25 protein-coding genes and 1 pseudogene are annotated in these 21,304 nt (G+C 66.1%); 12 read left to right on the top strand and 14 right to left on the bottom strand.

Features of this window, described 5'->3' with window-relative positions:
* Nucleotides 1–4 precede the first annotated feature (4 nt).
* Nucleotides 5–886: an NmrA family NAD(P)-binding protein gene (locus tag AC1DZT_RS23175; RefSeq protein WP_478009015.1), complete on the bottom strand. Its 882-nt coding sequence runs from the start codon at nt 884–886 to the stop codon at nt 5–7.
* 80 nt (nt 887–966) lie between these two features.
* Here AC1DZT_RS23175 and AC1DZT_RS23170 point away from each other — a divergent pair, with 80 nt between their 5' ends.
* On the top strand, nt 967–1,557 hold the full coding sequence (locus AC1DZT_RS23170; protein ID WP_478009014.1) for a TetR/AcrR family transcriptional regulator: 591 nt from the start codon (nt 967–969) through the stop codon (nt 1,555–1,557).
* A gap of 27 nt (nt 1,558–1,584) precedes the next feature.
* Here AC1DZT_RS23170 and AC1DZT_RS23165 read toward each other — a convergent pair whose 3' ends face one another.
* From AC1DZT_RS23165 to AC1DZT_RS23150, 4 genes are all read right to left on the bottom strand, one after another.
* Nucleotides 1,585–1,905 carry a hypothetical protein gene (locus tag AC1DZT_RS23165; protein WP_478009013.1) on the bottom strand — a complete coding sequence of 107 codons (321 nt, stop codon included), beginning with the start codon at nt 1,903–1,905 and terminating at the stop codon, nt 1,585–1,587.
* Between the two features lie 22 nt (nt 1,906–1,927).
* Nucleotides 1,928–2,539, bottom strand: coding sequence for a M17 family peptidase N-terminal domain-containing protein (locus tag AC1DZT_RS23160; RefSeq protein WP_478009012.1), 612 nt, complete (start codon nt 2,537–2,539; stop codon nt 1,928–1,930).
* The gene (locus tag AC1DZT_RS23155) at nt 2,536–3,156 is read right to left on the bottom strand and encodes a hydrolase (RefSeq protein WP_478009011.1); all 621 of its coding nucleotides are present in this window, start codon (nt 3,154–3,156) and stop codon (nt 2,536–2,538) included. The genes AC1DZT_RS23160 and AC1DZT_RS23155 overlap by 4 nt, the downstream gene beginning before the upstream one ends.
* Nucleotides 3,157–3,261: 105 nt before the next feature.
* Nucleotides 3,262–4,167, bottom strand: coding sequence for a LysR family transcriptional regulator (locus AC1DZT_RS23150; RefSeq protein WP_478009010.1), 906 nt, complete (start codon nt 4,165–4,167; stop codon nt 3,262–3,264).
* A 122-nt stretch (nt 4,168–4,289) separates the two neighbouring features.
* Between AC1DZT_RS23150 and AC1DZT_RS23145 the strand changes: the two genes are divergently transcribed.
* Nucleotides 4,290–5,054 carry an SDR family oxidoreductase gene (locus tag AC1DZT_RS23145; protein WP_478009009.1) on the top strand — a complete coding sequence of 255 codons (765 nt, stop codon included), beginning with the start codon at nt 4,290–4,292 and terminating at the stop codon, nt 5,052–5,054.
* 151 nt (nt 5,055–5,205) lie between these two features.
* On the opposite strand, the gene AC1DZT_RS23140 is transcribed toward AC1DZT_RS23145, so the two are convergent.
* Complete coding sequence (locus AC1DZT_RS23140; RefSeq protein ID WP_478009008.1) at nt 5,206–5,682, bottom strand: VOC family protein; 477 nt, start codon at nt 5,680–5,682, stop codon at nt 5,206–5,208.
* Nucleotides 5,683–5,857: 175 nt separating this feature from the next.
* Here AC1DZT_RS23140 and AC1DZT_RS23135 point away from each other — a divergent pair, with 175 nt between their 5' ends.
* Nucleotides 5,858–6,136 carry a putative quinol monooxygenase gene (locus tag AC1DZT_RS23135; RefSeq protein ID WP_478009007.1) on the top strand — a complete coding sequence of 93 codons (279 nt, stop codon included), beginning with the start codon at nt 5,858–5,860 and terminating at the stop codon, nt 6,134–6,136.
* Nucleotides 6,137–6,221: 85 nt separating this feature from the next.
* Here AC1DZT_RS23135 and AC1DZT_RS23130 read toward each other — a convergent pair whose 3' ends face one another.
* Entirely contained in the window at nt 6,222–6,812 is a 591-nt protein-coding gene (locus AC1DZT_RS23130; RefSeq protein ID WP_478009006.1) for a nitroreductase family protein, read from the bottom strand.
* A 238-nt stretch (nt 6,813–7,050) separates the two neighbouring features.
* Between AC1DZT_RS23130 and AC1DZT_RS23125 the strand changes: the two genes are divergently transcribed.
* The 8 genes from AC1DZT_RS23125 to AC1DZT_RS23090 all read left to right on the top strand — a co-directional run bounded on the left by AC1DZT_RS23125 (nt 7,051) and on the right by AC1DZT_RS23090 (nt 14,706).
* Entirely contained in the window at nt 7,051–8,301 is a 1,251-nt protein-coding gene (locus AC1DZT_RS23125) for an MFS transporter (protein WP_478009005.1), read from the top strand.
* On the top strand, nt 8,294–9,184 hold the full coding sequence (locus tag AC1DZT_RS23120) for a DMT family transporter (protein ID WP_478009004.1): 891 nt from the start codon (nt 8,294–8,296) through the stop codon (nt 9,182–9,184). The genes AC1DZT_RS23125 and AC1DZT_RS23120 overlap by 8 nt, the downstream gene beginning before the upstream one ends.
* Nucleotides 9,185–9,241: 57 nt before the next feature.
* Nucleotides 9,242–10,165 (top strand): DMT family transporter, encoded by a 924-nt coding sequence (locus AC1DZT_RS23115; protein ID WP_478009003.1) that lies wholly within the window; start codon nt 9,242–9,244, stop codon nt 10,163–10,165.
* A 60-nt stretch (nt 10,166–10,225) separates the two neighbouring features.
* A complete protein-coding gene (locus AC1DZT_RS23110; protein WP_478009002.1) occupies nt 10,226–11,110 on the top strand; it encodes a DEAD/DEAH box helicase family protein in 885 nt (294 codons plus the stop codon).
* A 99-nt stretch (nt 11,111–11,209) separates the two neighbouring features.
* Complete coding sequence (locus tag AC1DZT_RS23105; RefSeq protein ID WP_478009001.1) at nt 11,210–12,130, top strand: homoserine O-succinyltransferase; 921 nt, start codon at nt 11,210–11,212, stop codon at nt 12,128–12,130.
* Nucleotides 12,120–13,088: an alpha/beta fold hydrolase gene (locus AC1DZT_RS23100; RefSeq protein WP_478009000.1), complete on the top strand. Its 969-nt coding sequence runs from the start codon at nt 12,120–12,122 to the stop codon at nt 13,086–13,088. The genes AC1DZT_RS23105 and AC1DZT_RS23100 overlap by 11 nt, the downstream gene beginning before the upstream one ends.
* Nucleotides 13,089–13,130: 42 nt before the next feature.
* Nucleotides 13,131–14,000: a polyphosphate kinase 2 gene (gene ppk2, locus AC1DZT_RS23095; RefSeq protein ID WP_478008999.1), complete on the top strand. Its 870-nt coding sequence runs from the start codon at nt 13,131–13,133 to the stop codon at nt 13,998–14,000.
* 91 nt (nt 14,001–14,091) lie between these two features.
* Nucleotides 14,092–14,706 (top strand): TetR/AcrR family transcriptional regulator, encoded by a 615-nt coding sequence (locus AC1DZT_RS23090; RefSeq protein WP_478008998.1) that lies wholly within the window; start codon nt 14,092–14,094, stop codon nt 14,704–14,706.
* Nucleotides 14,707–14,783: 77 nt separating this feature from the next.
* On the opposite strand, the gene AC1DZT_RS23085 is transcribed toward AC1DZT_RS23090, so the two are convergent.
* The 5 genes and pseudogenes from AC1DZT_RS23085 to AC1DZT_RS23065 form a co-directional block, all read right to left on the bottom strand.
* Complete coding sequence (locus AC1DZT_RS23085) at nt 14,784–15,863, bottom strand: ABC transporter ATP-binding protein (RefSeq protein ID WP_478009029.1); 1,080 nt, start codon at nt 15,861–15,863, stop codon at nt 14,784–14,786.
* Between the two features lie 17 nt (nt 15,864–15,880).
* Nucleotides 15,881–16,687, bottom strand: coding sequence for an ABC transporter permease (locus AC1DZT_RS23080; protein ID WP_478008997.1), 807 nt, complete (start codon nt 16,685–16,687; stop codon nt 15,881–15,883).
* Nucleotides 16,688–16,917: 230 nt separating this feature from the next.
* Nucleotides 16,918–17,832 (bottom strand): annotated as a pseudogene (locus tag AC1DZT_RS23075) (ABC transporter permease); the annotation flags it as partial.
* A 171-nt stretch (nt 17,833–18,003) separates the two neighbouring features.
* Nucleotides 18,004–18,258 (bottom strand): hypothetical protein, encoded by a 255-nt coding sequence (locus AC1DZT_RS23070; RefSeq protein WP_478008996.1) that lies wholly within the window; start codon nt 18,256–18,258, stop codon nt 18,004–18,006.
* A gap of 158 nt (nt 18,259–18,416) precedes the next feature.
* A complete protein-coding gene (locus AC1DZT_RS23065; protein WP_478008995.1) occupies nt 18,417–19,814 on the bottom strand; it encodes an aminotransferase-like domain-containing protein in 1,398 nt (465 codons plus the stop codon).
* 89 nt (nt 19,815–19,903) lie between these two features.
* Here AC1DZT_RS23065 and AC1DZT_RS23060 point away from each other — a divergent pair, with 89 nt between their 5' ends.
* Entirely contained in the window at nt 19,904–20,113 is a 210-nt protein-coding gene (locus tag AC1DZT_RS23060; RefSeq protein WP_478008994.1) for a DUF1127 domain-containing protein, read from the top strand.
* A gap of 148 nt (nt 20,114–20,261) precedes the next feature.
* On the opposite strand, the gene rpsI is transcribed toward AC1DZT_RS23060, so the two are convergent.
* Both rpsI and rplM read right to left on the bottom strand, forming a co-directional pair.
* The gene (gene rpsI / locus AC1DZT_RS23055) at nt 20,262–20,747 is read right to left on the bottom strand and encodes a 30S ribosomal protein S9 (protein WP_478008993.1); all 486 of its coding nucleotides are present in this window, start codon (nt 20,745–20,747) and stop codon (nt 20,262–20,264) included.
* 2 nt (nt 20,748–20,749) lie between these two features.
* On the bottom strand, nt 20,750–21,214 hold the full coding sequence (gene rplM / locus AC1DZT_RS23050; protein ID WP_478009028.1) for a 50S ribosomal protein L13: 465 nt from the start codon (nt 21,212–21,214) through the stop codon (nt 20,750–20,752).
* Nucleotides 21,215–21,304 lie beyond the last annotated feature (90 nt).

The following is a 21,304-nucleotide window of genomic DNA, read 5'->3' as shown; positions in this document are numbered from 1 at the left end:
CCTTTCAGCGGAACGCGGCGAGATTGTCCTGCAGCCAGCCCGCAGCCGAGCGCGGCGCGTTGCCGGTCAAAGCCTCGACCGTGCCGGTCGTCTCGGCCAGCACCTCGTCGTGGAAGATCTTGTCCAGACCCAGTTGCAGGTCGGCGACCATCGGGGTGACGCCAGACTCGATCAGCACCTTGCGATGCGCCTCGGCGCTGCGGTGGTGGTAGGTCACCGTCCGGCCCAGCAGCTGCGACAGGCTCCGCGCAATGTCGGGCATGCTGAGCGCTTCCGGCCCGGTCAGGTGGAAGGCGCGCTGCGCCGCAAGATTGGCGCCGTCCAGCAGCACCACGCGGGCCACGTCGGCGATGTCGCGGGTGTCGATCAGGTTGACGCGCCCCTCGCCCGCAACCCCGCCCCACCAGTCGCCCGCCACGGCCTTTCCGGCCCGCGCGATCAGGATATCGACGAAGGTGCTGGCCCTGAGCACGGTATAGCCCAGATCCTGCCGCGCCAGATGCGCCTCGATCTGCATGTGCCAGTCGAAAGGATGCAGGCGGGTCGGCGGCCCCATCACCGACAGTTTCACGATATGCGCCACCCCCGCGCTGACCGCGGCGTCGATCAGCGCGATCTCGTTGGCGACCTGCCGGTCCGAGGTGCCATGCGCCAGAAAGAGCCGCTCCACCCCCTGCAAGGCCTTGGTCAGGCTGGCCGGATCGTCGAAATCCACCGCCGCCCGCGCCACGCCCGCAGGCAGCCGCGTCGTGCCCGCATCCCGGGTCAGCGCCAGCAGATCCACCGGGTCCTGCGCCAGCTGCGCCACCAGAGCCGCCCCGACCCGGCCCGTCGCCCCCGCCACCGCAATCTTCGGCCGTAGGTCCCGCGCTGAGACACTCGACATTTCGGGCTTTCCTTCCTATCTTGGAACAATCGGTCCATCATACATGGAACGATCAGTCCATGATGTCAAGCGAGTTCCAGATGAGCGGCAAACCCCAATTCGACGAGGCCGCGGTGATCAGCGCCGCGATGCAGGTGTTCTGGCGGCACGGCTATGCGGCGGCCTCGATCGACCAGTTGACCACGGCGATGGGCCTGTCCCGGTCGAGCCTTTACAAGCGGTTCACCGACAAGGAGGGCCTGTTTCAGGAGGTCCTCTCCGCCTATGCCGCCCGTGTCCTCAGCCGGATGGCGGCGGTGGAGGGGCGGACCCGACGCCAGCAGATGGAGGCTTTGCTGATGGATTTCCTGCCGAAACCCGCCACCTTCCCCCGGCCCCCGGGTTGCATGCTGGTCCGCTCCTGCGCCGAGATGGCCGATCTGCCCGAGGCGGGAAAGGCCCTTGCGCTGCAGGGGCTGGCACAGCAGCGCGGCATTTTCTCCGCGATCCTGGAGGCGGCGGTGCAGGCGGGCGAACTTGCGCCCGACGCCGACCTGACCGCCTTGTCCTGGCATTTCCTCGGCGTCTTGCAGGCGATCATGACCCTGCCGCAGGCCGGCGCGGGGCAAGAGGATCTGCGCAAGCTGGTGGATCTGGGCCTGCGGGCCTGGCCCCTTGCCGACACGGCGTGAAAGACGCCTGCCCTACACTGTAAGGTTTCAAGAGGGCTGGCGCAGCGTCAGACTGCCATCCGCCGCCATCACCACGCTGCCGCGCGTCACCCCATCGGCGCCGATCAGCACCACGCCCGAAGCACCCTCGGCGTTGAGGAAGAGATAGGCCGAGGCGCCGCCCGGCCGGTCAAACTTCAGATGCGCGCCCTTGGCGTCCAGCTCGAACCTGGCGCTTGGCCCGGCGGGGTCGGGATTGAACAGCGTGATCGCGGGCAGACCCTCCCGGGCCGACAGGACCATCCGCGTCACACCCGCGGCATCGGTGATCCGCAATTCCTGGCTGGAAAGGATGTCGGGGTCAGGCATGAAAAACCTCTGACAAGGGCGCCTAAGGCGCGGGAGAAGCGGCCAGCGCGGCACGAAAGCCTGCGGTGGCCGAAGCAAAACGCGGACCGCCGACATCGAAGATCCAGCGCGTCAGGGCAGAGGGTTCGGATAGGCCAAGACCCTCCAACCTTGCCTGCGCGTCAAGCGCGCGCAGCAGACCGGCCACCATCGCCTCGGCCGCGCCGGCGGTGGCGGCGGGGTCCAACCCGCCGTCGAGCATCCCCGGCGCGAAGGCCGCCGCGCCAGTCTTCAGCTGTAAGGCCGTGCGCGCCGCCAGCGCCACCGCCCGGCCCATCACCGCAGGCGACCAGTGCTCGGGCGCACCAAGCCCCACCAGCAGCACGCGCCTGGCCGCGATGCCGGGCGGCGGGCGGCTGATCAGCAGGGTCTCGCCCTCGCCCGCCGTGAAATGCCCCTCGGCGCGCAGACGCGTCACCGCATGGTCCAGCGCCGCATCCAGATGGGCCAGCCCGCCGACCGGCGCCGCGGCGCCAAGCTCATGCGCGAAGACGCCGGCGCAGGACAGATCGACCTCGGCCGTCACCGCATCGCGGACGGCCACCAGAAGTGTGACGCCATGGCGCGTCCCGATCGGCTCGGCTGCCGCGGTCACGGCTTGATCATGTCGCGGGCATAGGCGAGGCCGATGCCATAACCGCCGCCATGCGCCTCGACGATGGCGCGGGCGCCGTCATAGGTGTCGTGCCGGGTCCAGTCGCGCTGCAGCTCCAGCAGGACCTGAATCCAGCTGGTCATCCGCGCGCCCGCCGTCTCCATCCGGCGCAGGGCGAGGTCGTGGCTCGTGGCCGTCAACCCGCCGCAGGCATCGCCCACGACATAGACCTCATACCCCTCGGCCAGGGCGGAAAGCGCCGGAAAGCTGACGCAGGCCTCGGTCAAGAGGCCCGCAAGGATCAGGCGCCTGCGGCCGGTGGATTCGATCGCGCGGCGGACGGTCTCATCCTCCCAGGCGTTCATGTTGCGGCGCTCGATGGCCACGACATCGGGGATGGCGGCCTGGACCACCGGCATCATCGGGCCGCTGTAGACCCGGCTTGCCGAGGTCGAGGCGACCACCGGCAGGCCGAAGACCCGGGCCGTGGCGGCCAGCGCCACGAGATTGTCGCGGAGCGCCTGGCGGTCCTGCGAGCCGACGCCAAAGGCCAGCCCGGCCTGGGGATCGACGAGAAGAAGGGCGCAGGAGGTGGGGTCAAGCAGGGTCTGGGTCATGTTGCGGGTCCCTCGGGCGCATGGCGGCGTGGCGATGCCCCATCAGTAGGATCGGCGTGGGGGCCGAGCCATCATACCAAGGTGTTAGCCGATCTCCCGCCCCTCTCAGTCCGGACGGTCCCAATAGGGCGGCGCGCCGAAGGCCGCCTTCAGATGTTCCGCCAGGGCGCGCAGCTTGGCCGAGGGGTTGCGGCCCTCGGGATGGGCCATGTGGATGAACTCGGGCTCGGGCCTGACCCCAAGGTCGATCTCGATCAGGGCGCCGGATTTCACCTCCGGCGCGGCGATGAAGGCGGGCAGCAGGGCGATACCAAGCCCCGCAAGCGCCGCATCGCGCAGCATGTCGCCGTTGTTCACCCCCATCGCCAGCCTGGCCCGCACCGTGACCGGCCCGTCATCGGTCTGAAACCGCCAGTCCGCCACGCCGCGGTTGGTGTAAAACAGCCCGCGATGCGCCTGCAGATCGGCGAGGCTGGCCGGCGTGCCGTACCGGTCGAGATAGGCCTGCGAGGCGGTCAGCAGCCTGCGGCTCGGCGCCAGTTTCCAGGCGATCAGGCGGGAGTCGGCGATCGGCCCGTTGCGGATCACCGCGTCATAGCCCCCGGCCGAGATATCGACCCTGCGGTCATCCATATCCAGCGTCAGTTCGATCCCCGGATGGGCGGCGAGAAAGGGATACAGCGCGGGACCAAGGTGCATCCGCCCGAAGGTGACCGGTGCTGCGATCCGCAAGGGGCCGGAGAGGGTGCCGCGCCGCTCGGCCATCGCCACCGTGGCATCGGAGATCTCGGCCAGGATGCGGCGGGCATGGTCAAGGAAATCGCTGCCATCCTCGGTCAGGGTCAGCTTGCGCGTCGTGCGCCTTAACAGCGTGCCACCAAGCGCCCGCTCCAGCTCTGCCAGCCTTTCGCTGACCACCGATTTCGACAGGCGCAACCGCCGCGCCGCCTCGCTGATCGAGCCGCCCTCGACGATGGCCACAAAGGCTGCAATCCCCTCGATCCTGATCATCGTTCGGTCTTTCCGAATTCGAGTTCCCGCATTGGCATTCTATTCCGAACGGGCGCGCGAGGCCATCTTCCTGTCATCGAAGCCGCGGCAAAGGCCGCAGCGCCAGGAAAGAGGAAAAGATCATGTCCCGTATGAACCAGAAAGTCGCCATCGTCACCGGCGCCAGCTCCGGCATCGGCCGCGCCACCGCCCTGTTGTTCGCCGCAGAGGGTGCCAAGGTCGTGGTCGGCGCCCGCCGCCAGGCCGAGCTTGACACGCTGGTGGCCGAAATCACCGCCGCCGGGGGCGAAGCCGTCGCCGTGGCCGGCGATGTCCGCGCGGAAGCCTTCCATGCGGCGCTGGTCGCCGCGGCGGTCGAGACCTATGGCCGCCTCGACGTGGCCTTCAACAATGCCGGCACCCTGGGCGAGGCCGGCCCCAGCACCGGCGTGTCCGAAGGGGGCTTTGCCCAGACCGTCGCGGTCAACCTCACCGCCTCCTTCCTTGCCGCCAAGCACCAGATCGCCCAGATGGAGAAGAATGGCGGCGGCTCGGTGATCTTCACCTCGACCTTCGTCGGCTACAGCTTTGCCTTTCCCGGCGTCGCCGCCTATGCCGCCAGCAAATCCGGCCTGATCGGCCTGACCCAGGCGCTGGCCGCCGAATTCGGCCCGTCAAAGGTGCGGGTCAATGCGATCCTGCCCGGGGCCGTCGACACCGAAATGTACCGCGAGATGAACGACACCGCCGAAAAGCAAAGCTACATCACCAACCTGCACGCGCTGAAACGGGTGGCCTCCCCGGAAGAGCTGGCGCGGTCGGTGCTGTATCTCGCCTCCGATGATGCGAGCTTCGTGTCCGGCACGGCCTCGCTGGTGGATGGCGGCGCCTCGATCACCCGCAGCTGAGGCGTAGGCCGCTGCATGACTGCGCAGGCCCGGTTTGGCATCGCGGAGGGTGCCGAACCGGGCCCGATTTTTCGCCGAAAAATCGAGACTCCCCTTACAGGTCGATTTTTCGCAGAAAAATCGGGCCTGGTTTCGATTTTTCTGCGAAAAATCAGTCCCCGCGCACCGCCGCCTCGATCGCGGCCACGTCTATTTTCTGCATCGTCATCATGGCGGCAAAGGCGCGTTCGGCCTTGGCCCCGCCTTCCGCCATCGCCTCGGTCAGCACGCGGGGCGTGATCTGCCAGGACAGGCCCCATTTGTCCTTGCACCAGCCGCAGTCGCTAACCTGTCCGCCGTTGCCGATGATCGCGTTCCAGTAGCGGTCGGTCTCGGCCTGGTCCTCGGTCGAAACCTGGATCGAGAAGGCCTCGGTCGGCTTGAAGATCGGCCCGCCGTTCAGACCGATGCAGGCCAGACCGAGCACAGTGAATTGGACGGTCAGGACCTGGCCCTTCTTGCCGCCGGGAAAATCGCCGGGCGCGCGGTGGACTGCCACCACCCGGCTGTCGGGAAAGGTTTCGGCATAGAAGGTGGCGGCCTCTTCGGCGGCATCGTCGTACCACAGGCACAGGGTTGGCTTTGGCATCGCATCCTCCCTTTGGATCGGGTCAGCTTGGGCGCAGGGCCGGTCTTCGGTCAATGACTTGTGAAGCGCGCGGGCTTGCCTGTAGAGTTTCGGCAGGATCCTGCCGGATCTGGTGCCTTCGATGCCAAGCACGGGGCGCGGCGCCCCCTTGGACCCCTGAAGCAAAGGCCTGAAGATGATCCGTTTGCGTGGCCAGATGATCTGCATGACCGAGGCGGAGCGCGCCGCCGTCGAGGCGCATCTTGACGCGCATCTGGCGCTGACCCGGGCCGAGCCGGGCTGTCTGACCTTTGACGTGGCCCCGACCGATGATCCGATGATCTACGAGGTGATGGAGGCCTTCCGCGACCGCCCCTCCTTTGACGCGCATCAGGCGCGCACCCGGGACAGCGCCTGGTTCGCCGCCACACGGGGCATCCTGCGCGATTTCCGCATGGAAGAGATCGGCGACTAGCGCGGCCCCGCGGGCAGCGAAAAGCCTGCCCCGCAGGGCGGAGCAGGCTTGGGCATGGGGCGCGAAGGCCCGATCAGCTATCGGCTCAGAAGCTGCCGTGGCGGGCGATCTCGTGCAGGGCGAGGCGGCCATTGGGCACTTCGCGCGGGCGGTAAGCTTCGGGCAGCAGGTCCGGCGTGCCCTGACGGCCGAGGGCCACGACGGCATAAAGCTCGTGATCTTCCGGCAGATGCACCGCTTCGGCGGCCTTGTCCTTGTCGAAGCCGCCCATCGCATGGGCAACCCAGCCGTTCATATGGGCCTGCAGGGCCAGGCTCATCCAGGAGGCGCCGGCATCGAAAGCATGGGTCGAGAGCGCGGTCTTGACGCCATCACGCTCGATGACGGTCCGGGCGCCGACCACCACGAGGGCTGCGGCCTTCTCGGCCCAGACCTTGTTGCCGGGGGCCAGGCTTTCGGCCAAGGCGGCAAAGCCGGGCTCGCCGCGCAGGGCCCAGACGAAGCGGGCGGGCTGGTAATTGGCGGCCGAAGGCGCCCAGCGGGCAGCTTCCAGGATGGTCTTGATTTCGGCCTCGCTCATCGTCTCGGCGGTGAAGGCGCGCGGCGAAGAGCGTTCCAGGAAGACGGGGTTGACCGGATGGTCGGCGATGCGGGCGGGGGTGACGGGAGCGTTCATGGCGAAATCCTCGTTGTGTTGCGCTTAAGCTAGGCGCGCAATCCTGCGCAGGAAAGGCCTGTAGGCGCAGAGCACCTCTGCACAAATGAACAGAACCCGGCGCAGAATCGGGGTTTCCCCTCGCCAGCCCCCCGATCAAATCCCAGGGCTTTTTGCGATCTGCCCGAAAAAGCACCTTTCACCCTTGCGCCTGCGCCGGGGCGGGACCAATGTCCGCGCGCTTTCCCTTTGGTGTATCATGGCCGAAAATCCCTTGCGTTTCCTGACGCGTCATCCCGATTACCTGCGCTATTTCATGGGCATGGTGCCGATCCAGTTCGGCGCGCAGATCGAGGCGATCACCATCGCCTGGCAGGTCTACCACATCGCCCGCGCCACAAGGAGCATCGAGGAAAGCGCCTTCATGGTCGGCATGGTCGGCCTTTGCCAGTTCCTGCCGATGTTCGTGCTGACGCTGTTTGCCGGCACCCTCGCCGATAGGGTCAGCCGCAAGGCCATCGTGATCTGGGCGCTGGTGGCCGAGGCGGCGGGCGTCGTGGCGCTGGCCTTCCTTGCCTTGCAGACCGCGCCCTCGCTGCAGGCGATCTTCGTGATTGCCGCCGTCTTCGGCGCGGCGCGGGCCTTCCTGTCGCCCGCCGCCTCGGCGCTGGTGCCGATGCTGGTGACGCGGACCGACATGCCCAAGGCGATCTCGATCTCGACCACGGTCTGGATGACGGCGGTGATCGTCGGCCCCTTCATCGGCGGCTTGCTGATCACGCTGAGCATGGCGGCGGCCTATGGCGTGACGGCGCTGGCCTATGGTCTGGGCATCGCCTGCCTCGCCGTGATCCGCACCCCCACCACGCCCGAGCGGCAGGAGGGCCATCCCCTGACCCAGCTGCGCGAGGGGCTGGTCTATGTCTGGCAGAACAAGGTGGTCTTCGGGGCGATCTCGCTGGACCTCTTCGCCGTGCTGCTGGGCGGCGTCACCGCGCTGCTGCCGGCCTTCGCCACCGATATCCTGCAGGTCGGCCCCCTGGGCAATGCGCTGCTGCGGATGGGGCCGGCGGTGGGCGGGCTGGCGATCTCGGCCTGGCTGACCTTCTTCCCGATCCGGCGGGCGGCGGGGGTCAAGATGTTCCTTGGCGTCGCGGCCTTTGGCCTGGCCACGCTGGTCTTTGCCTTTTCCCGCTCGATGTGGCTGTCGGTCCTGGCGCTGGCGGTGCTGGGCGCAGGTGACATGATCTCGGTCAATGTCCGGCAGACCCTGATCCAGATCGTCACCCCCGATCACATGCGGGGCCGGGTTTCGGCGGTGTCGGGCCTGTTCATTTCCGGCTCGAACGAGCTCGGGGAGTTCGAAAGCGGGGTTCTCTCGCGCTTCATGGGGCCGGTGATGGCCGCGGCCTTCGGCGGCATCGGCACGCTGATCGTCACCGGGGTCTGGGCCACGCTGTTCCCTGCCCTGCGCAAGGCCGATACATTGGATGGAACCAGCCGTGACTGACACCGTAAGCCTGCCTTCAGAGACCTATCAGCCCTGGAAAGCCGCCGTCTGGATGATGGGCTCGGTCGTCTCCTTCTCGCTGATGGCGGTGGCGGGGCGCAATGTCGTCCATGTCCATGACACGTTCGAGGTGCTGATGGTCCGCTCGGCCTTCGGCTTCGTGCTGGTCGTGCTGGTGGGGCTGCTGACCGGTCGCCTGCATGAGGTGACGCTGCAGCGCCTGCCCGGGCATTTCCTGCGCAATATCGTGCATTTCGCGGGGCAGAACCTGTGGTTCCTCGCGCTGACGCTGATCCCCCTCGCCCAGGTCTTCGCGCTGGAGTTCACCTCGCCGATCTGGGTGATCCTGCTCTCGCCGGTCTTTCTGGCCGAGAAGCTGACCGCGCAGCGTCTGCTTGCGGCGGCCCTGGGCTTCCTCGGCATCCTGATCGTCACGCGGCCCGGGCTTGGCGCCATGAACATCGGGGTTCTGGCCGGCGCCGGGGCGGCAGTCTGTTTCGCCGCCGTCTCGATCATGACCAAGCGGCTGACCCGCGGCATCAGCGTGATCGGCATCCTGTTCTGGCTGACCTTCATGCAGTTCTTCTTCGGCCTGATCGCGGCGGGCTATGACGGCCATATTACCTGGCCCACGGCGCAGACCCTGCCGTGGCTTGCCGTCATCGGCCTCTGCGGCGTCACCGCGCATCTGAGCCTGACCTCCGCCCTCGCCCTCGCCCCGGCGGGCTTTGTCGTGCCGATCGACTTTCTGCGCCTGCCCTTCATCGCCGTCATCGGCGCGCTGTTCTTTGCCGAGCCTTTCGACCCCTTCGTCCTGATCGGGGGGGCGGTGATCTTCGCCGGCATCCTCCTCAACATCCGCGCCCAGTTCCGCAAATACTGAGGCCGAAAGCGCAGGGTCCGGGTCGCGCGCGGCCCGGATCTGCCGCAAGGGAGCGTCATGTCCACGCCCGTCACCCAAACCCGTCTGAGCCTGAAAAGCTGGCTTCTGCTCCTCCTCCTCGCGCTGATCTGGGGCGGGTCTTTCACCGCCAACCATGCGGCGCTGGCCGAACTGCCGGTAACGCTGGTGGTGGCGGGGCGGACAAGCATCGCGGCGCTGGCGCTTTGGGCCTATATCGCCGCAACCGGCCTTCCGGTACCGCGCGGCTGGCGCTTTGCCCGCGATGCGCTGGTGCTGGGGCTTTTCAACAATGTGGTGCCCTTCAGCCTGATCGTCTGGGGCCAGACCCAGATCGCCTCGGGGCTGGCGGGGATCCTCAACGCCTCGACCGCCGTCTTTTCGGTGCTGGTGGCGGCGATGGTCTTTCCGGATGAGCGCTTGGGCCTGCGCCGGCTGGTCGGCGTGGTGCTCGGGCTGGCGGGGGTCGTCGTGGTGATCGGGCCTGCGGCGCTGACCCATCTGGACCTCACCTCGCTCGGCCAACTGGCGATGCTGGGCGCGGGTCTGTCCTATGCCGGTTCTGCGGCCTACGGCAGGCGCGCGCTCAAAGGCATCCGGCCCGAGGTGGGGGCCGCCGCAATGCTGACCGCCGCCGCCGTGATCATGGTGCCCATGGCGCTGAGCCTCAACGGCATCCCCGACCTGCCGCAGGGCAGGACCGTGCTGGCGGTGCTCTACCTCGCGCTGATCGCCTCGGCCTTCGCTTACCGGCTGTTCTACACGATCCTGCAGGCGGCGGGCGCCGGCAACCTCGGCCTTGTCACCCTCCTCATCGCGCCGGTTGCCGTGCTGTTCGGCGCGCTGGCCTTTGGCGAGGCGCTGCCGCCCGCAGCCTTCGCGGGGCTGGCGCTTCTGACCCTCGGGCTCATGGTGATCGACGGTCGTCCGCTCGCCTGGCTCGCCGCACGATTTTCCGCGTGAAACTCCGCGCCCGAGCGGCTAAACCCCCGCTCACCCCTTTGCCCGCCAGGAACAGAGCCGATGATCTATCAGACCGCGCAAGACTACCTCTCTGCCCCGCGCAAGCAGGTGCTGCTGTTCGGCATGTCGGGTCTGGGCAAGACCACGCTGTCCAACATGCTGCGCGACACCAAGGGCGCGGGCGGCTGGTTCCATTACTCGGTCGATTACCGGATCGGCACCCGCTACATGGGCGAATACATCGCCGACAACTTCAAGCGCGAGGCGATGAAGGTGCCGCTGCTGCGCGAGCTGCTGATGTCGGATTCGGTCTTCATCGCCTCGAACATCACCTTCGACAATCTGGCGCCGCTGTCGACCTATCTCGGCAAGCCGGGCGCTGCCGATCTGGGCGGGTTGCCGCTGGAGGAATACCAGCGCCGTCAGGCCCAGCATGCCAGCGCCGAAGTGGCCGCGATGCTCGACACCACGCGTTTCATCGCGCGGGCCAAGGACATCTACGGCTATCCGCATTTCATCTGCGACACCTCCGGTTCGGTCTGCGAGGTGGTCGAGCCTGACAACCCCGCCGACCCGGTTCTGAGCGAGATTTCGCAGCATCTGCTTCTGGTCTGGATCAAGGGCTCCGCCGCCCATAGCGCCGAACTCTGCCGGCGTTTTGACCGCGCGCCGAAGCCGATGTATTATCGGCCCGAATTCCTGATGCAGGTCTGGGCCGAGTTTCTGGCCGAACAGGGCAAGGGCCCGGAGGAGGTCGATCCCGACGCCTTCCTGCGCTTTGGCTATGCACGGCTTTTGGAAAGCCGCCAGCCGCGCTATGCGGCCATGGCGCGCTGGGGGGTGACGATCACCGCCGAAGAGGCGGCAGAGGCCCGCACGCCCGAAGCCTTCGACGCCCTGATCGCCCGCGCCATCGACCGGCGGGACGAGGACCCGGGGGCTTGATCGCCCCAAGGGAACCCTTACTTAACCACCCTGCCTTACGTTTCCCGCCCTGGGCCTGACGCCCGACGCCGCCGCTTTCGCCTGAACCCCGAGGATACCATGCCGATCACCCTGCCCGAAACCCTGCCCGCCTATGACGTCCTGCGGTCCGAGGGCGTGATGGTCATGTCGCCCGACCGGGCCGCCTCGCAGGATATCCGGCCCCTGCGGATCGGCCTCCTGAACCTGATGCCGAAGAAGATCCAGACCGAGAACCAGTTCGCCCGGCTGATCGGCGCGACACCCCTGCAGATCGACTTCCAGCTGATCCGGATGACCGAGCATCAGACCAAGAACACCGCCGCCGAACATATGGCGACCTTCTACCGCCCCTTCGCCGAGGTCGAGGCCTCGGGCGAGAAGTTCGACGGGCTGATCATCACCGGCGCCCCCATCGAACACCTGCCTTTCGAGGAGGTGACCTATTGGGAGGAGTTGAAACGCGTGATGGACTGGACCCAGAGCCATGTCCATTCCACCTTCGGCGTCTGCTGGGGCGGGATGGCGATGCTTTACCATTTCCACGGCGTGCAGAAACACCTCCTGCCGGCCAAGGCCTTCGGCTGCTTCCCGCAGCAGAACCTCGCGCCGACCTCGCCCTATCTGCGCGGCTTTTCCGATGAATGCGTGATCCCGGTCAGCCGCTGGACCGAGGAAAAGCAGGAGGAGATCGACGCCGCCGGCTTGCGCACCCTGCTCGGCTCGCCCGACACCGGGCCCTGTCTGGTCGAGGATGCAAGCCGCCGCGCGCTCTATATCTTCAACCATTTCGAATATGACAGCGGCACGCTGAAGCAGGAATATGATCGCGACGTGGCCAATGGCACGCCGATCAACGTGCCGATGAACTACTATCCGGAGGACGACCCCTCCAAGGCCCCGCGCAACCGCTGGCGCAGCCATGCCCATCTGCTTTATGGCAATTGGGTCAATGAGTTGTACCAGACGACCTATTTCGACCTCAACCAGATTGGCAGCTGACCTGACCCTGTTCGCCCTGATCCTGACCGCCCTTGCCCTCACCGTGCTCGTCGCGGGGCTGGTCTGGCGGGTGCGGGCCAGGGCGGCAGAGATCCGGCGGCGCTATCCGCCGCTTGGGCAGCTGGTCACGGTGGCCGGGCGGCGGGTCCATGCCCTGACCATGGGCGCGGGGCCGGATCTGGTGCTGCTGCACGGCGCCTCGGGCCAGGTGCGCGATCTTCTGCCCTTGATGGAGCATCTGGCGCCCTCGTTCCGCGTCACGGCCTTCGACCGGCCGGGGCTTGGCCATTCCGACAGCCTTGGCGCCGGCGGGGTCGCCCCCGGCGATCAGGCGCGGCATCTGGCGGTGGCGGCGGGGGATCTCGGCATCCGCGCGCCGATCGTGCTGGGGCAAAGCTATGGCGGGGCGGTGGCCCTGGCCTGGGGGCTGGAGGTGGCGGGCGATCAGGCGGCCTCGGCACTGGTCCTCGTCTCGGCCGCGGCGATGCCCTGGCCGGGCAAGCTTGACTGGACCTACCGGCTGACCGAAACCGCGCTCGGCCGGCTGCTGATCCTGCCCTGGGCCACGGCGCTGATCAGCGACCGCCGGCTGGAGGCGATGATGCCGGGGCTTTTCACCCCCGAAGCCGCCCCGCCGGATTATGCGCGGCGGACCGGGGCGGCGCTGGCCCTGCCCTGGCGCCACCTCGCCGACAATGCCCGCCAGGTGAACGCGCTGTTTGCCCATGTCGTGGCGATGCAGACGCGCTATGCCAGCCTCAGCCTTCCTGTCGAGGTGATCCATGGCGATGCCGACCCGATCGTGCCGGCGGCGATCCATGCCGAACCGGTCAGCCGGCTGATCCCGGGGGCGGCGCTGACGCTTCTGCCCGGCGTGGGCCATATGCCGCATCACAGCCAGACCGCCCGGGTGGCGGCGGCGGTTCTGCGCGCGGCACGCCGCGCCGGGTGGACTTGACCCGCCGCTTTGCCCTACACAAGGGAAAACCGGAGGAAGATCATGGACCTGCCATTCGACGGTGCCATCACCCGCTATTTCAGGAAAGACGCCCCGAAAGAGGTGCGCGAGGCGATCGAGACCGCCTCCAAGGACGAGATCCTGTCCAAGTCTTATCCCTACCGCGAAGAGATGAAGAAGAAGGATTACGAAGCAAGGATGGAGGTTCTGCAGCTGCAGCTGGTGCGGATGCATTACGACCTGAAAGCCAGGGGCAAGCGCCTGATCGTGGTCTTCGAGGGCCGCGATGCGGCGGGCAAGGGCGGCACGATCGAGGCTTTGCGGCTGAACCTCAACCCGCGGGTGGCGCGGGTCATAGCCCTCGCCAAGCCGACCGAGCGCGAGGCGGCGCAATGGTATTTCCAACGCTATGTCGATCAGCTGCCGGCTCTGGGCGAGATCTCGCTTTACGACCGCAGCTGGTACAACCGCGCCATCGTCGAACCGGTCTTCGGCTTCTGCACGCCGGAGCAGCGGGCGAAGTTCTTCCGCCAGCTGCCGGAATATGAACGGATGATCACTGACGAGGGGATCGTGCTGGTCAAGCTCTGGCTGGAGGTCAACCGCGCCGAACAGCTGCAGCGCTTTCTCGACCGCGAGAAGGACCCGCTGAAACAGTGGAAGCTGAGCCAGATCGACATCGACGGGCTGGCGAAGTGGAAGGATTATTCCGAGGCGATTTCCGATACGATGCAACGGTCGAATTTCAGCTATGCGCCCTGGACGGTGATCCTGTCGGACGACAAGCTGCGCGCGAGGATCGCGGCGATCCAGACCGTGCTGAACGCGATGGATTACGACGGCAAGGACCTGAGCCTGATCGGCACGATCGACCCCAAGGTCTGCGGCGGTCCGGCGCTGGCGGGCATGTGACCGGCCCGGGGGGCGCGCGGCGGCTCCGGCTGGGGGGCTTGCCGCCCCCCAGACCCCCCGCGGATATTTTTGTCTGGATGAAAGACGCGACGTGAAGCAAGGCTATCATCATGGCAATCTGCGGCAGGCTTTGGTGGAAGCGGCGCTGGAACTGATTGCGGAAAAGGGGCCGACCGGCTTTGCCCTTTCGGAAGCGGCCAAGGCGGTGGCGGTGACGCCGGCGGCGGTCTACCGGCATTTCGCCGGGCGCGACGAGCTGATCGCCGAGGTGGCGCGGCAGGGCTATGACATTTTCGCCGCCCTGATGGAATTTGCCTATAACGACGGCAAGCCCTCGGCCCTGGCGGCGTTTGAGGCGACCGGGCGGGCCTATCTGGCCTTTGCGCGCAAATACCCCGGGCATTACATGGCGATGTTTGAAAGCGGCCTCAGCTTCAACGCCCATCCCGACCTCGCGCTGATGGCGCAGAAGGCGCGCTCGGTGCTGGAGAAGGCGGCGGAGAGCTTGAGCCAGCACATGCCTGCCGGGCGGCGACCGCCGGCCTCGATGTTTTCGGCGCATATCCTGGCGATGAGCCATGGCGTGGTCGAATTGTACATGCGCGGCAATCCCGGGGCGAAATCGCCCTTCTCGCCCGAGGATCTCTTGGAGAGCGGGATCGGCATCTATCTGCGCGGCTTGGGGCTTTTGAAGCCGGATTCCTGACCTTACACTGCAGGGCGAAAAACTTACGCCGTAAGCCCGGAGGACTTACGGCGTAGGATTTGGACTTGCAGCGGATGTCAGCGGAACATGACGAGGGCGCCCGGGCTCCAGCCGACGCGGGTGCGGGTGCCGATGTCGAGCACCGGGCGGCCGAAGACATTGCGCATCGACAGGCGCATCGGCTCGCTCGTGCCATCCAGGACCACGTCGTAATAGGTCATGTCGCCGTAATAGACGACCTCCTGGATCGTCGCCATGGTCTCGCGGTCGGTGGCGGCCTGGCCGTCGAAGAGCAGGGTCGCCGTCTCAGGCCGGAAGCCGACGGTGCAACCGCCGGGCGAAGGCTGGCCGGTCACCTGCTTTTCGGCGTCGAGGGTGATGCGGCCGAAACCCTGGGCCTCGACCTCGACCTTGCCGCCGGATTCGGAGATCAGCTTGGCGGGCAGGAAGTTCATCGTGCCGATGAAATTGGCGACGGCGCGGGTTTTCGGCAGGCGGTAGAGGGTTTCAGGATCGTCCAACTGGGCGATCTGGCCTTCGAACATCACGGCGATCCGGTCGGACATGACCAGCGCCTCTTCCTGGTCATGGGTCACCAGGATGAAGGTGATGCCGACCTGGCGTTGCAGCTTGATCAGTTCGACCTGCATGTTCTCACGCAGTTTCTTGTCCAGCGCCGACAAGGGTTCGTCGAGCAGAAGCACCTTCGGCTTCAGGATCAGGGCGCGGGCCAAGGCCACGCGCTGGCGCTGGCCGCCCGACAGGGCATTGGCCGCCCGCTTGCCATAGCCGGCGAGGCCGACCATCGCCAGGGCCTCGTCCACCGCCTTGGCCTTGTCTTCCTTCGACCGCGGGTCCTTGCGCAACCCGAAGCCGACGTTCTGTTCGACCGAGAGATGCGGGAAGATCGCATAGCTCTGGAACACCATATTGGTCGGGCGCTGGTTGGCCGCCACATTGGCCATGTCCTTGCCATCGATCAGCACGACACCCGAGGAGATGCCCTCGAACCCGGCAATCGTGCGCAGAAGCGTGGTCTTGCCACAGCCCGAAGGCCCGAGAAGCGAGAAGAACTCCCCCGCCTTGATCGTGGCATTGATGCCGCGCAGCGCGTGGTAATCGCCATAATATTTATGGACGTCCTTGAATTCGATCATGGTGGGTTTGTCAGACGTCACAGGAAGCCTCCGGTATCCTTGGCGCCGGTCTTGGCAAGGCCACGACGGCGGAAAAACTCGGCCAGGGCGAGAAGGAGGATCGAGACCCCCACGAGAATGGTCCCCAAGGCCATGATATTGGGCACGTTTTTCGGAAAACGCAGCTGCCCGTAGATATAGGTCGACAAAAGCGGCTCGCCCGAGCCGAGGAAGTTGGCCAGGATGAACTCGTCGATCGAGATGGTGAAGCAGATCAAGAGGGCCGAGATGATCCCCGGCATGACGAGCGGCAGGATGATCAGGTAGAAGGTCGAGATCGGCCCTTCGCCAAGATCCTGCGCCGCTTCCTCCAGCGATTTGTCGAGGCTCTGGAAGGCCGAGGTCAGGATCGCCACCGCGAAGGGCGTGCAGATCAGCACATCGCCAAGGATGATGGTGAAAAGCGACAATTGCACCCCAAGCGACAGCAGCACGACGAGGATCGCCATGGCCATGATCATGTCGGGCAGCACCATCGGCAGCAGGATCAGCCCCATCAGCGGCCCCGCGCCCTTGAAGGAATAGCGCGTGCTGGCCCGTGCCGCGAAGATGCCCAGCGTGGTCGCCAGAACCGAGGTGCAGACCGCAACGATCAGGCTGTTCTTCAAGGCGATGCCCAGTTGCGCGTCGTGAAATACGTTCTGGAACCATTGCGTCGTGAAGCCGTGCAGCGGGAAAGCCACCGCCGTCGCATCGTTGAAGGCAAAGATCGGCAGGATCACGATCGGCGTGTAAAGGAAGGCAAGGTAGAGGATCGTATAGATCCGCAGGGTCGGGAATTTCATGCTGCACTCCTCAGCTTGCCGCCGACCAGCACCAGATAAAGCGCCGCGTGCCAGATCACCGCGAGAAGGATCGCCATCACCGGGCTGCCCAGGGCCTCTCCCAGCGCGCTGAACACCAGGAACTGCGCCCCGACCGCCGCGATGCAGGCCGCAGCGCCAAGGACCCACGGCACGCCCGCGCCACGGATCGTCACCCGTTCGGACACATATTTCATCAGGATCGCGCAAAGCTTACTTTGTACGAAGGCGTAGAACAGGACCAGGACCACCGCCACCATCGAGGACACCGCCGCCGCCGAGCCGAGCGGCCGGTTGTCCGCCTTCAGCATCTGCTTTTCGATCATGTTGGCGATCATCGGGATCTTGCCGCCGCCAATCAGGTTCGGCGTCACATAGTCGCCGATGGTCGGGATGAAGACGATCAGCACCGCCGCCACCACGCCGGTCATCGACAGGGGCAAGGTCACGCGCAGGAAGGTGGTGAACCGCGTCTCGCCCAGATCCTGCCCCGCCTCCAGCAGCGAGCGGTCGATCTTCTCCAGCGCCACATAGATCGGCAGGATCGCGAAGGGCGCATAGGAATGCGCCAGCGTCACCACCATGGCCTGGATCGTATAGGCCATCTGCAAAGGCTCGGAGATCAGCCCAAGCTGCATCAGGGCCGAGTTGATCACCCCGGTCCGCCCGATCATCACGTTCCACATGAAGACGCGGATGACGTAAGAGGTCCAGAACGGGATGGTGATCAGGAACAGCCAGAGCGACTTCTTCGCCGGCGAGACCGAAAAGCTGAGGAAATAGGCCACCGGATAGGCCAGAAGCACCGTGGTCGCCGTCACCATGATCGACACGACCATCGAGCGCATCAGCAGGGTCTGCACCACCGGATCGGTCCAGGCGCCCAGGTAGGTCTCGGTCGAAACCGTGCCATCCGGCATATGGGAATGACATTCGCCCACATAGTTGCACCATTGGAAGTGCGGGACGATCGTCAGGTAACCATCGGTAAAGAAGGAATAAAGCAGCGTCGTGGCCAGAGGCGCGGCCAGGAGCAGTATTGCGTAGAGCGCCGGAGGGCTGATCAAGGCAAGCCCACTTGCAGCCTCCGATCCCCAGAAGCGGCTCCGCTGTTGCGGTTCAGACATCAATCACCCTGTTGGCTCAGTTCTTTGTATCTTGGCATGCGGCGGCAGGATCGGCGCCCCGCTCTCAACGTTTGATCAAATTAAGCAGCTTGCGACGCGCCGCGCAAGCGATTTGATGGCAAGATTGCGCCTGCCCCCTGAAGCTGACAAGGCTGATGCTGGAAAACCGGGCTAAAATGTGCCGGATTCCACGGCGATCGCCCGCTTCTTCAACTCTTCCATCAGGCGCGGCACGACATGCGGGCTGGCGACGGCCAGCTGCATCGCCTCGACCAGGGCCTCGTCGGGGCCGGCTTCGGTCAGGCGCCAGATCTGGCGGTGGGCGGCGCCGTCCTCGTAGACGATCTCGGTACGGCCGGCACGGCTGACGCGCCAACCCAGAAAATCCGCGCCCTGCGGCGCGTGGAATGTGGATTGAAGTCCCATGTTACCTCTTCGCCGGGCGCTTTTTTGACTGCTCGCTTATGCCCGATGGGGAACTGTGCCCAAAGCTTTACCTTTGCGTCAATCCCTTGCCGATACCGCAGGTGCAGCATGAGTCCTGCGGGACACAGTGCCTTACAAGGTAAGATGGCGGGAAGAGGTCACACCGCCATGTCGTTCGGCGGCCAGGCGAGCAGGCTGCACAGGCTTTCCAGCCCCTGTTCCAGCCTGGCGCGCGAGGAATCCCCGGCCAGCGCCATCCGCACCGCATTGGGCGCCCGCCCGGTCACCATCGCATATTGATCGGCCGAGCGGAGGAGGACGCCCGCCTCCTCGGCCCGCCGCGCGAAGGTCGAGGCGCGCCAGCCCTGCGGCAGGTTCAGCCAGACGAAGGGCAGGCCCGGCTGCCAGCGGATGTCGAACCCGCCGAGGATGTTGGAGGCCATCCGGCTGCGGGCGGCAAACTCGGCCATGACCTTGGTGCGGATCTCGTCGGCGGCGCCGGACTGGAACAGATCGAGGCAAAGCGAGGAGACCGCCTGCGACAGCGCGAAATAGCTTTGCTGCGCCGCCAGCCGCCCGGCGTCGCCCATGCCGGTCGGGCAGATCACGAAGCCGAAGCGCAGCGCCGCCGAGACCGATTTCGACAGGCTGCCAATGTACCAGACCCGTTCCGGCGCCAGGGCCCGCAGGGTGGGCAGGCCGGAGAGGCGGGCGGAATAGCATTCATCCTCGATGATCTGCAGATTGTACTTACGGGCGACCGATACAATCTCGGCCCGCCGCGCCTCCGACATCCGGGCGGCGGTCGGGTTCTGCGCCACCGGCGTCAGGCACAGGACCTGCGGCCCATAGCGCCGGCAGGCCGCCTCCAGCGCATCGGGGCGCATCCCCTCGTCGTCCAGTTCGACGCCGTAGACCTCGGCCCGCGCGAGCCGGGCGGCATAGCGGAAGCCGGGGTAGCAAAGATCCTCGACCAGCACGACCGGCTTTTCGCCGCGCAGGCAGCAATTGAGCACCAGCGAGACGCCGTTCTGCCCGCCATGATTGAGGACCACATCCTGCGGGCTGACCGGCCCCATGTCGCGGGCGGCGAGCCAGTCGCAGACGGCAGAACGCAAAGGATATTCAGCGGCTTGGCTGGTATAGTCCAGCCAGTTGGCATCCATCTTCCCCGCGATCCGGCGCAGCGCCTCGGAGATGGCGGCAAGCTGGCCGACCTCGGGCAGGTTGGGCGAGCGCAGATCGAGCCGCCCGTCGACCGGCCTTGTGTCACGCTCCGCCGGGGTGGGGACCGGCGGGCCGAGGGGCTGGCGTTGCGCCGCAACGAAAGTGCCGCGCCCGACGGTGGCCTGCAAAAGCCCGTCCTGGGTGACGATCTGATAGGCGCGCGCGACGGTGCCCGGGGTGACCTTGATCTGCCAGGCCAGATCGCGCACCGGCGGCAGGCGGACACCCTCGGCCAAGGCACCAGAGCGGATCGCCCCGCGCAGGGCCTGTGCCAGCGCCAGATACTTCGGGCCGTCTTCGGCAAGTTCTGGCTGCCAAATTGTATCCATGACAATTGTCCTCTGGCGATTCGCGCTGCTACATTGTATCTATTACTCACGATAAATGCAAACTTGTATCAACACAATCGAGATGGAAAATGACCGCCCTTGACGTGAACGTCCTCCGCCTGCCCCTGCCGCCCCTGTCGCGCGCCCTGCTGCGTGCCACATTGGTCGTCGTGCAATGGGACTTGCGACGCCGGACCCGCAAGGACCTTCGCGGCCTGACCGATTACATGCTGCAGGATATCGGCCTCGACCCGATGTCGGCGGCGCATGAGGCTGCGAAACCCTTCTGGAAGGCCTGAAGGCCCCGAGGCATCGCCCTCCCCCCGATTTTTCCCCGACTAGGGCCGCAGTTGCGGCCCTTTTTTTATGCCCGAACCCCAGACAAGGCCACCGCAAAGCAAAAGGCCCGCGCCAGGGGCACGGGCCTTTCCAAAACTGTAACGCGGATCAGCGCTTGGAGAACTGGAAGGAGCGGCGGGCTTTGCGCTTGCCGTACTTCTTGCGTTCCACCACGCGGCTGTCGCGGGTCAGGAAGCCGGCGGCCTTCAGGGCGCCGCGCAGCGCGGGTTCATAAAGCTGCAGCGCCTTGGAGACACCGTGCTTGACCGCACCGGCCTGACCGGAGAGACCGCCGCCAGCGACGGTCGCCATCACGTCGAACTGGCCTTCGACATTGGCCACGGTGAAGGGCTGGGCCAGGATCATCTGCAGCACCGGGCGGGCGAAGTATTCCGCCATGGCCTTGCCGTTGACGACGACCTTGCCGGAGCCCGGCTTGATCCAGACGCGGGCGACCGCGTTCTTGCGCTTGCCGGTGGCATAGGCGCGGCCGAGCTTGTCGCGCACCGCGACACGGGCCGGGGCCGAGGCAGCCGCCGGAGCCGCCGCACCAACTGCCGACTTCAGATCGTCGAGAGATTTGATATCGGTCATGATCATGCGCTCCGGGTGTTCTTCGGGTTCATCGCCTTGATGTCGATGACCGTGGGTTGCTGGGCTTCATGCGGATGGGCCGCACCGGCGTAGACACGCAGGTTGGTCATCTGCACGCGGCCAAGACGGTTGCGCGAGATCATGCGCTCGACAGCCTTTTCCACGATCCGCTCGGGGTGAGCGCCATCGAGGATCTGTTCGGCGGTGCGCATCTTGATGCCGCCCGGGTGGCCGGTGTGCCAGTAGTATTTCTTGTCCTTGCGCTTGGTCCCGGTCATCTGGATCTTGTCAGCATTGATGATGATGACATTATCCCCCATGTCCATGTGGGGCGTGAAGGTCGGCTTGGTCTTGCCGCGCAGGATCGAAGCCGCGAGGGTAGCGAGACGGCCCAGAACGACGCCTTCGGCATCAATCAGGACCCACTTCTTCTCGATATCCGCGGGCGTTGCGGTAAAGGTTTTCATATCGGAACCTAAGTTGGAGGGCGGAGAGGCCGCCGTGATCTTGGATGGCGGCTTATCGCTGATGGCTTGCAGCGGGTCAAGAGGCGTTGC

The sequence above is a fragment of the Rhodobacter sp. P1_C2 genome (assembly GCF_056406375.1).
This window is presented reverse-complemented; position numbering and strand designations above follow the sequence as displayed.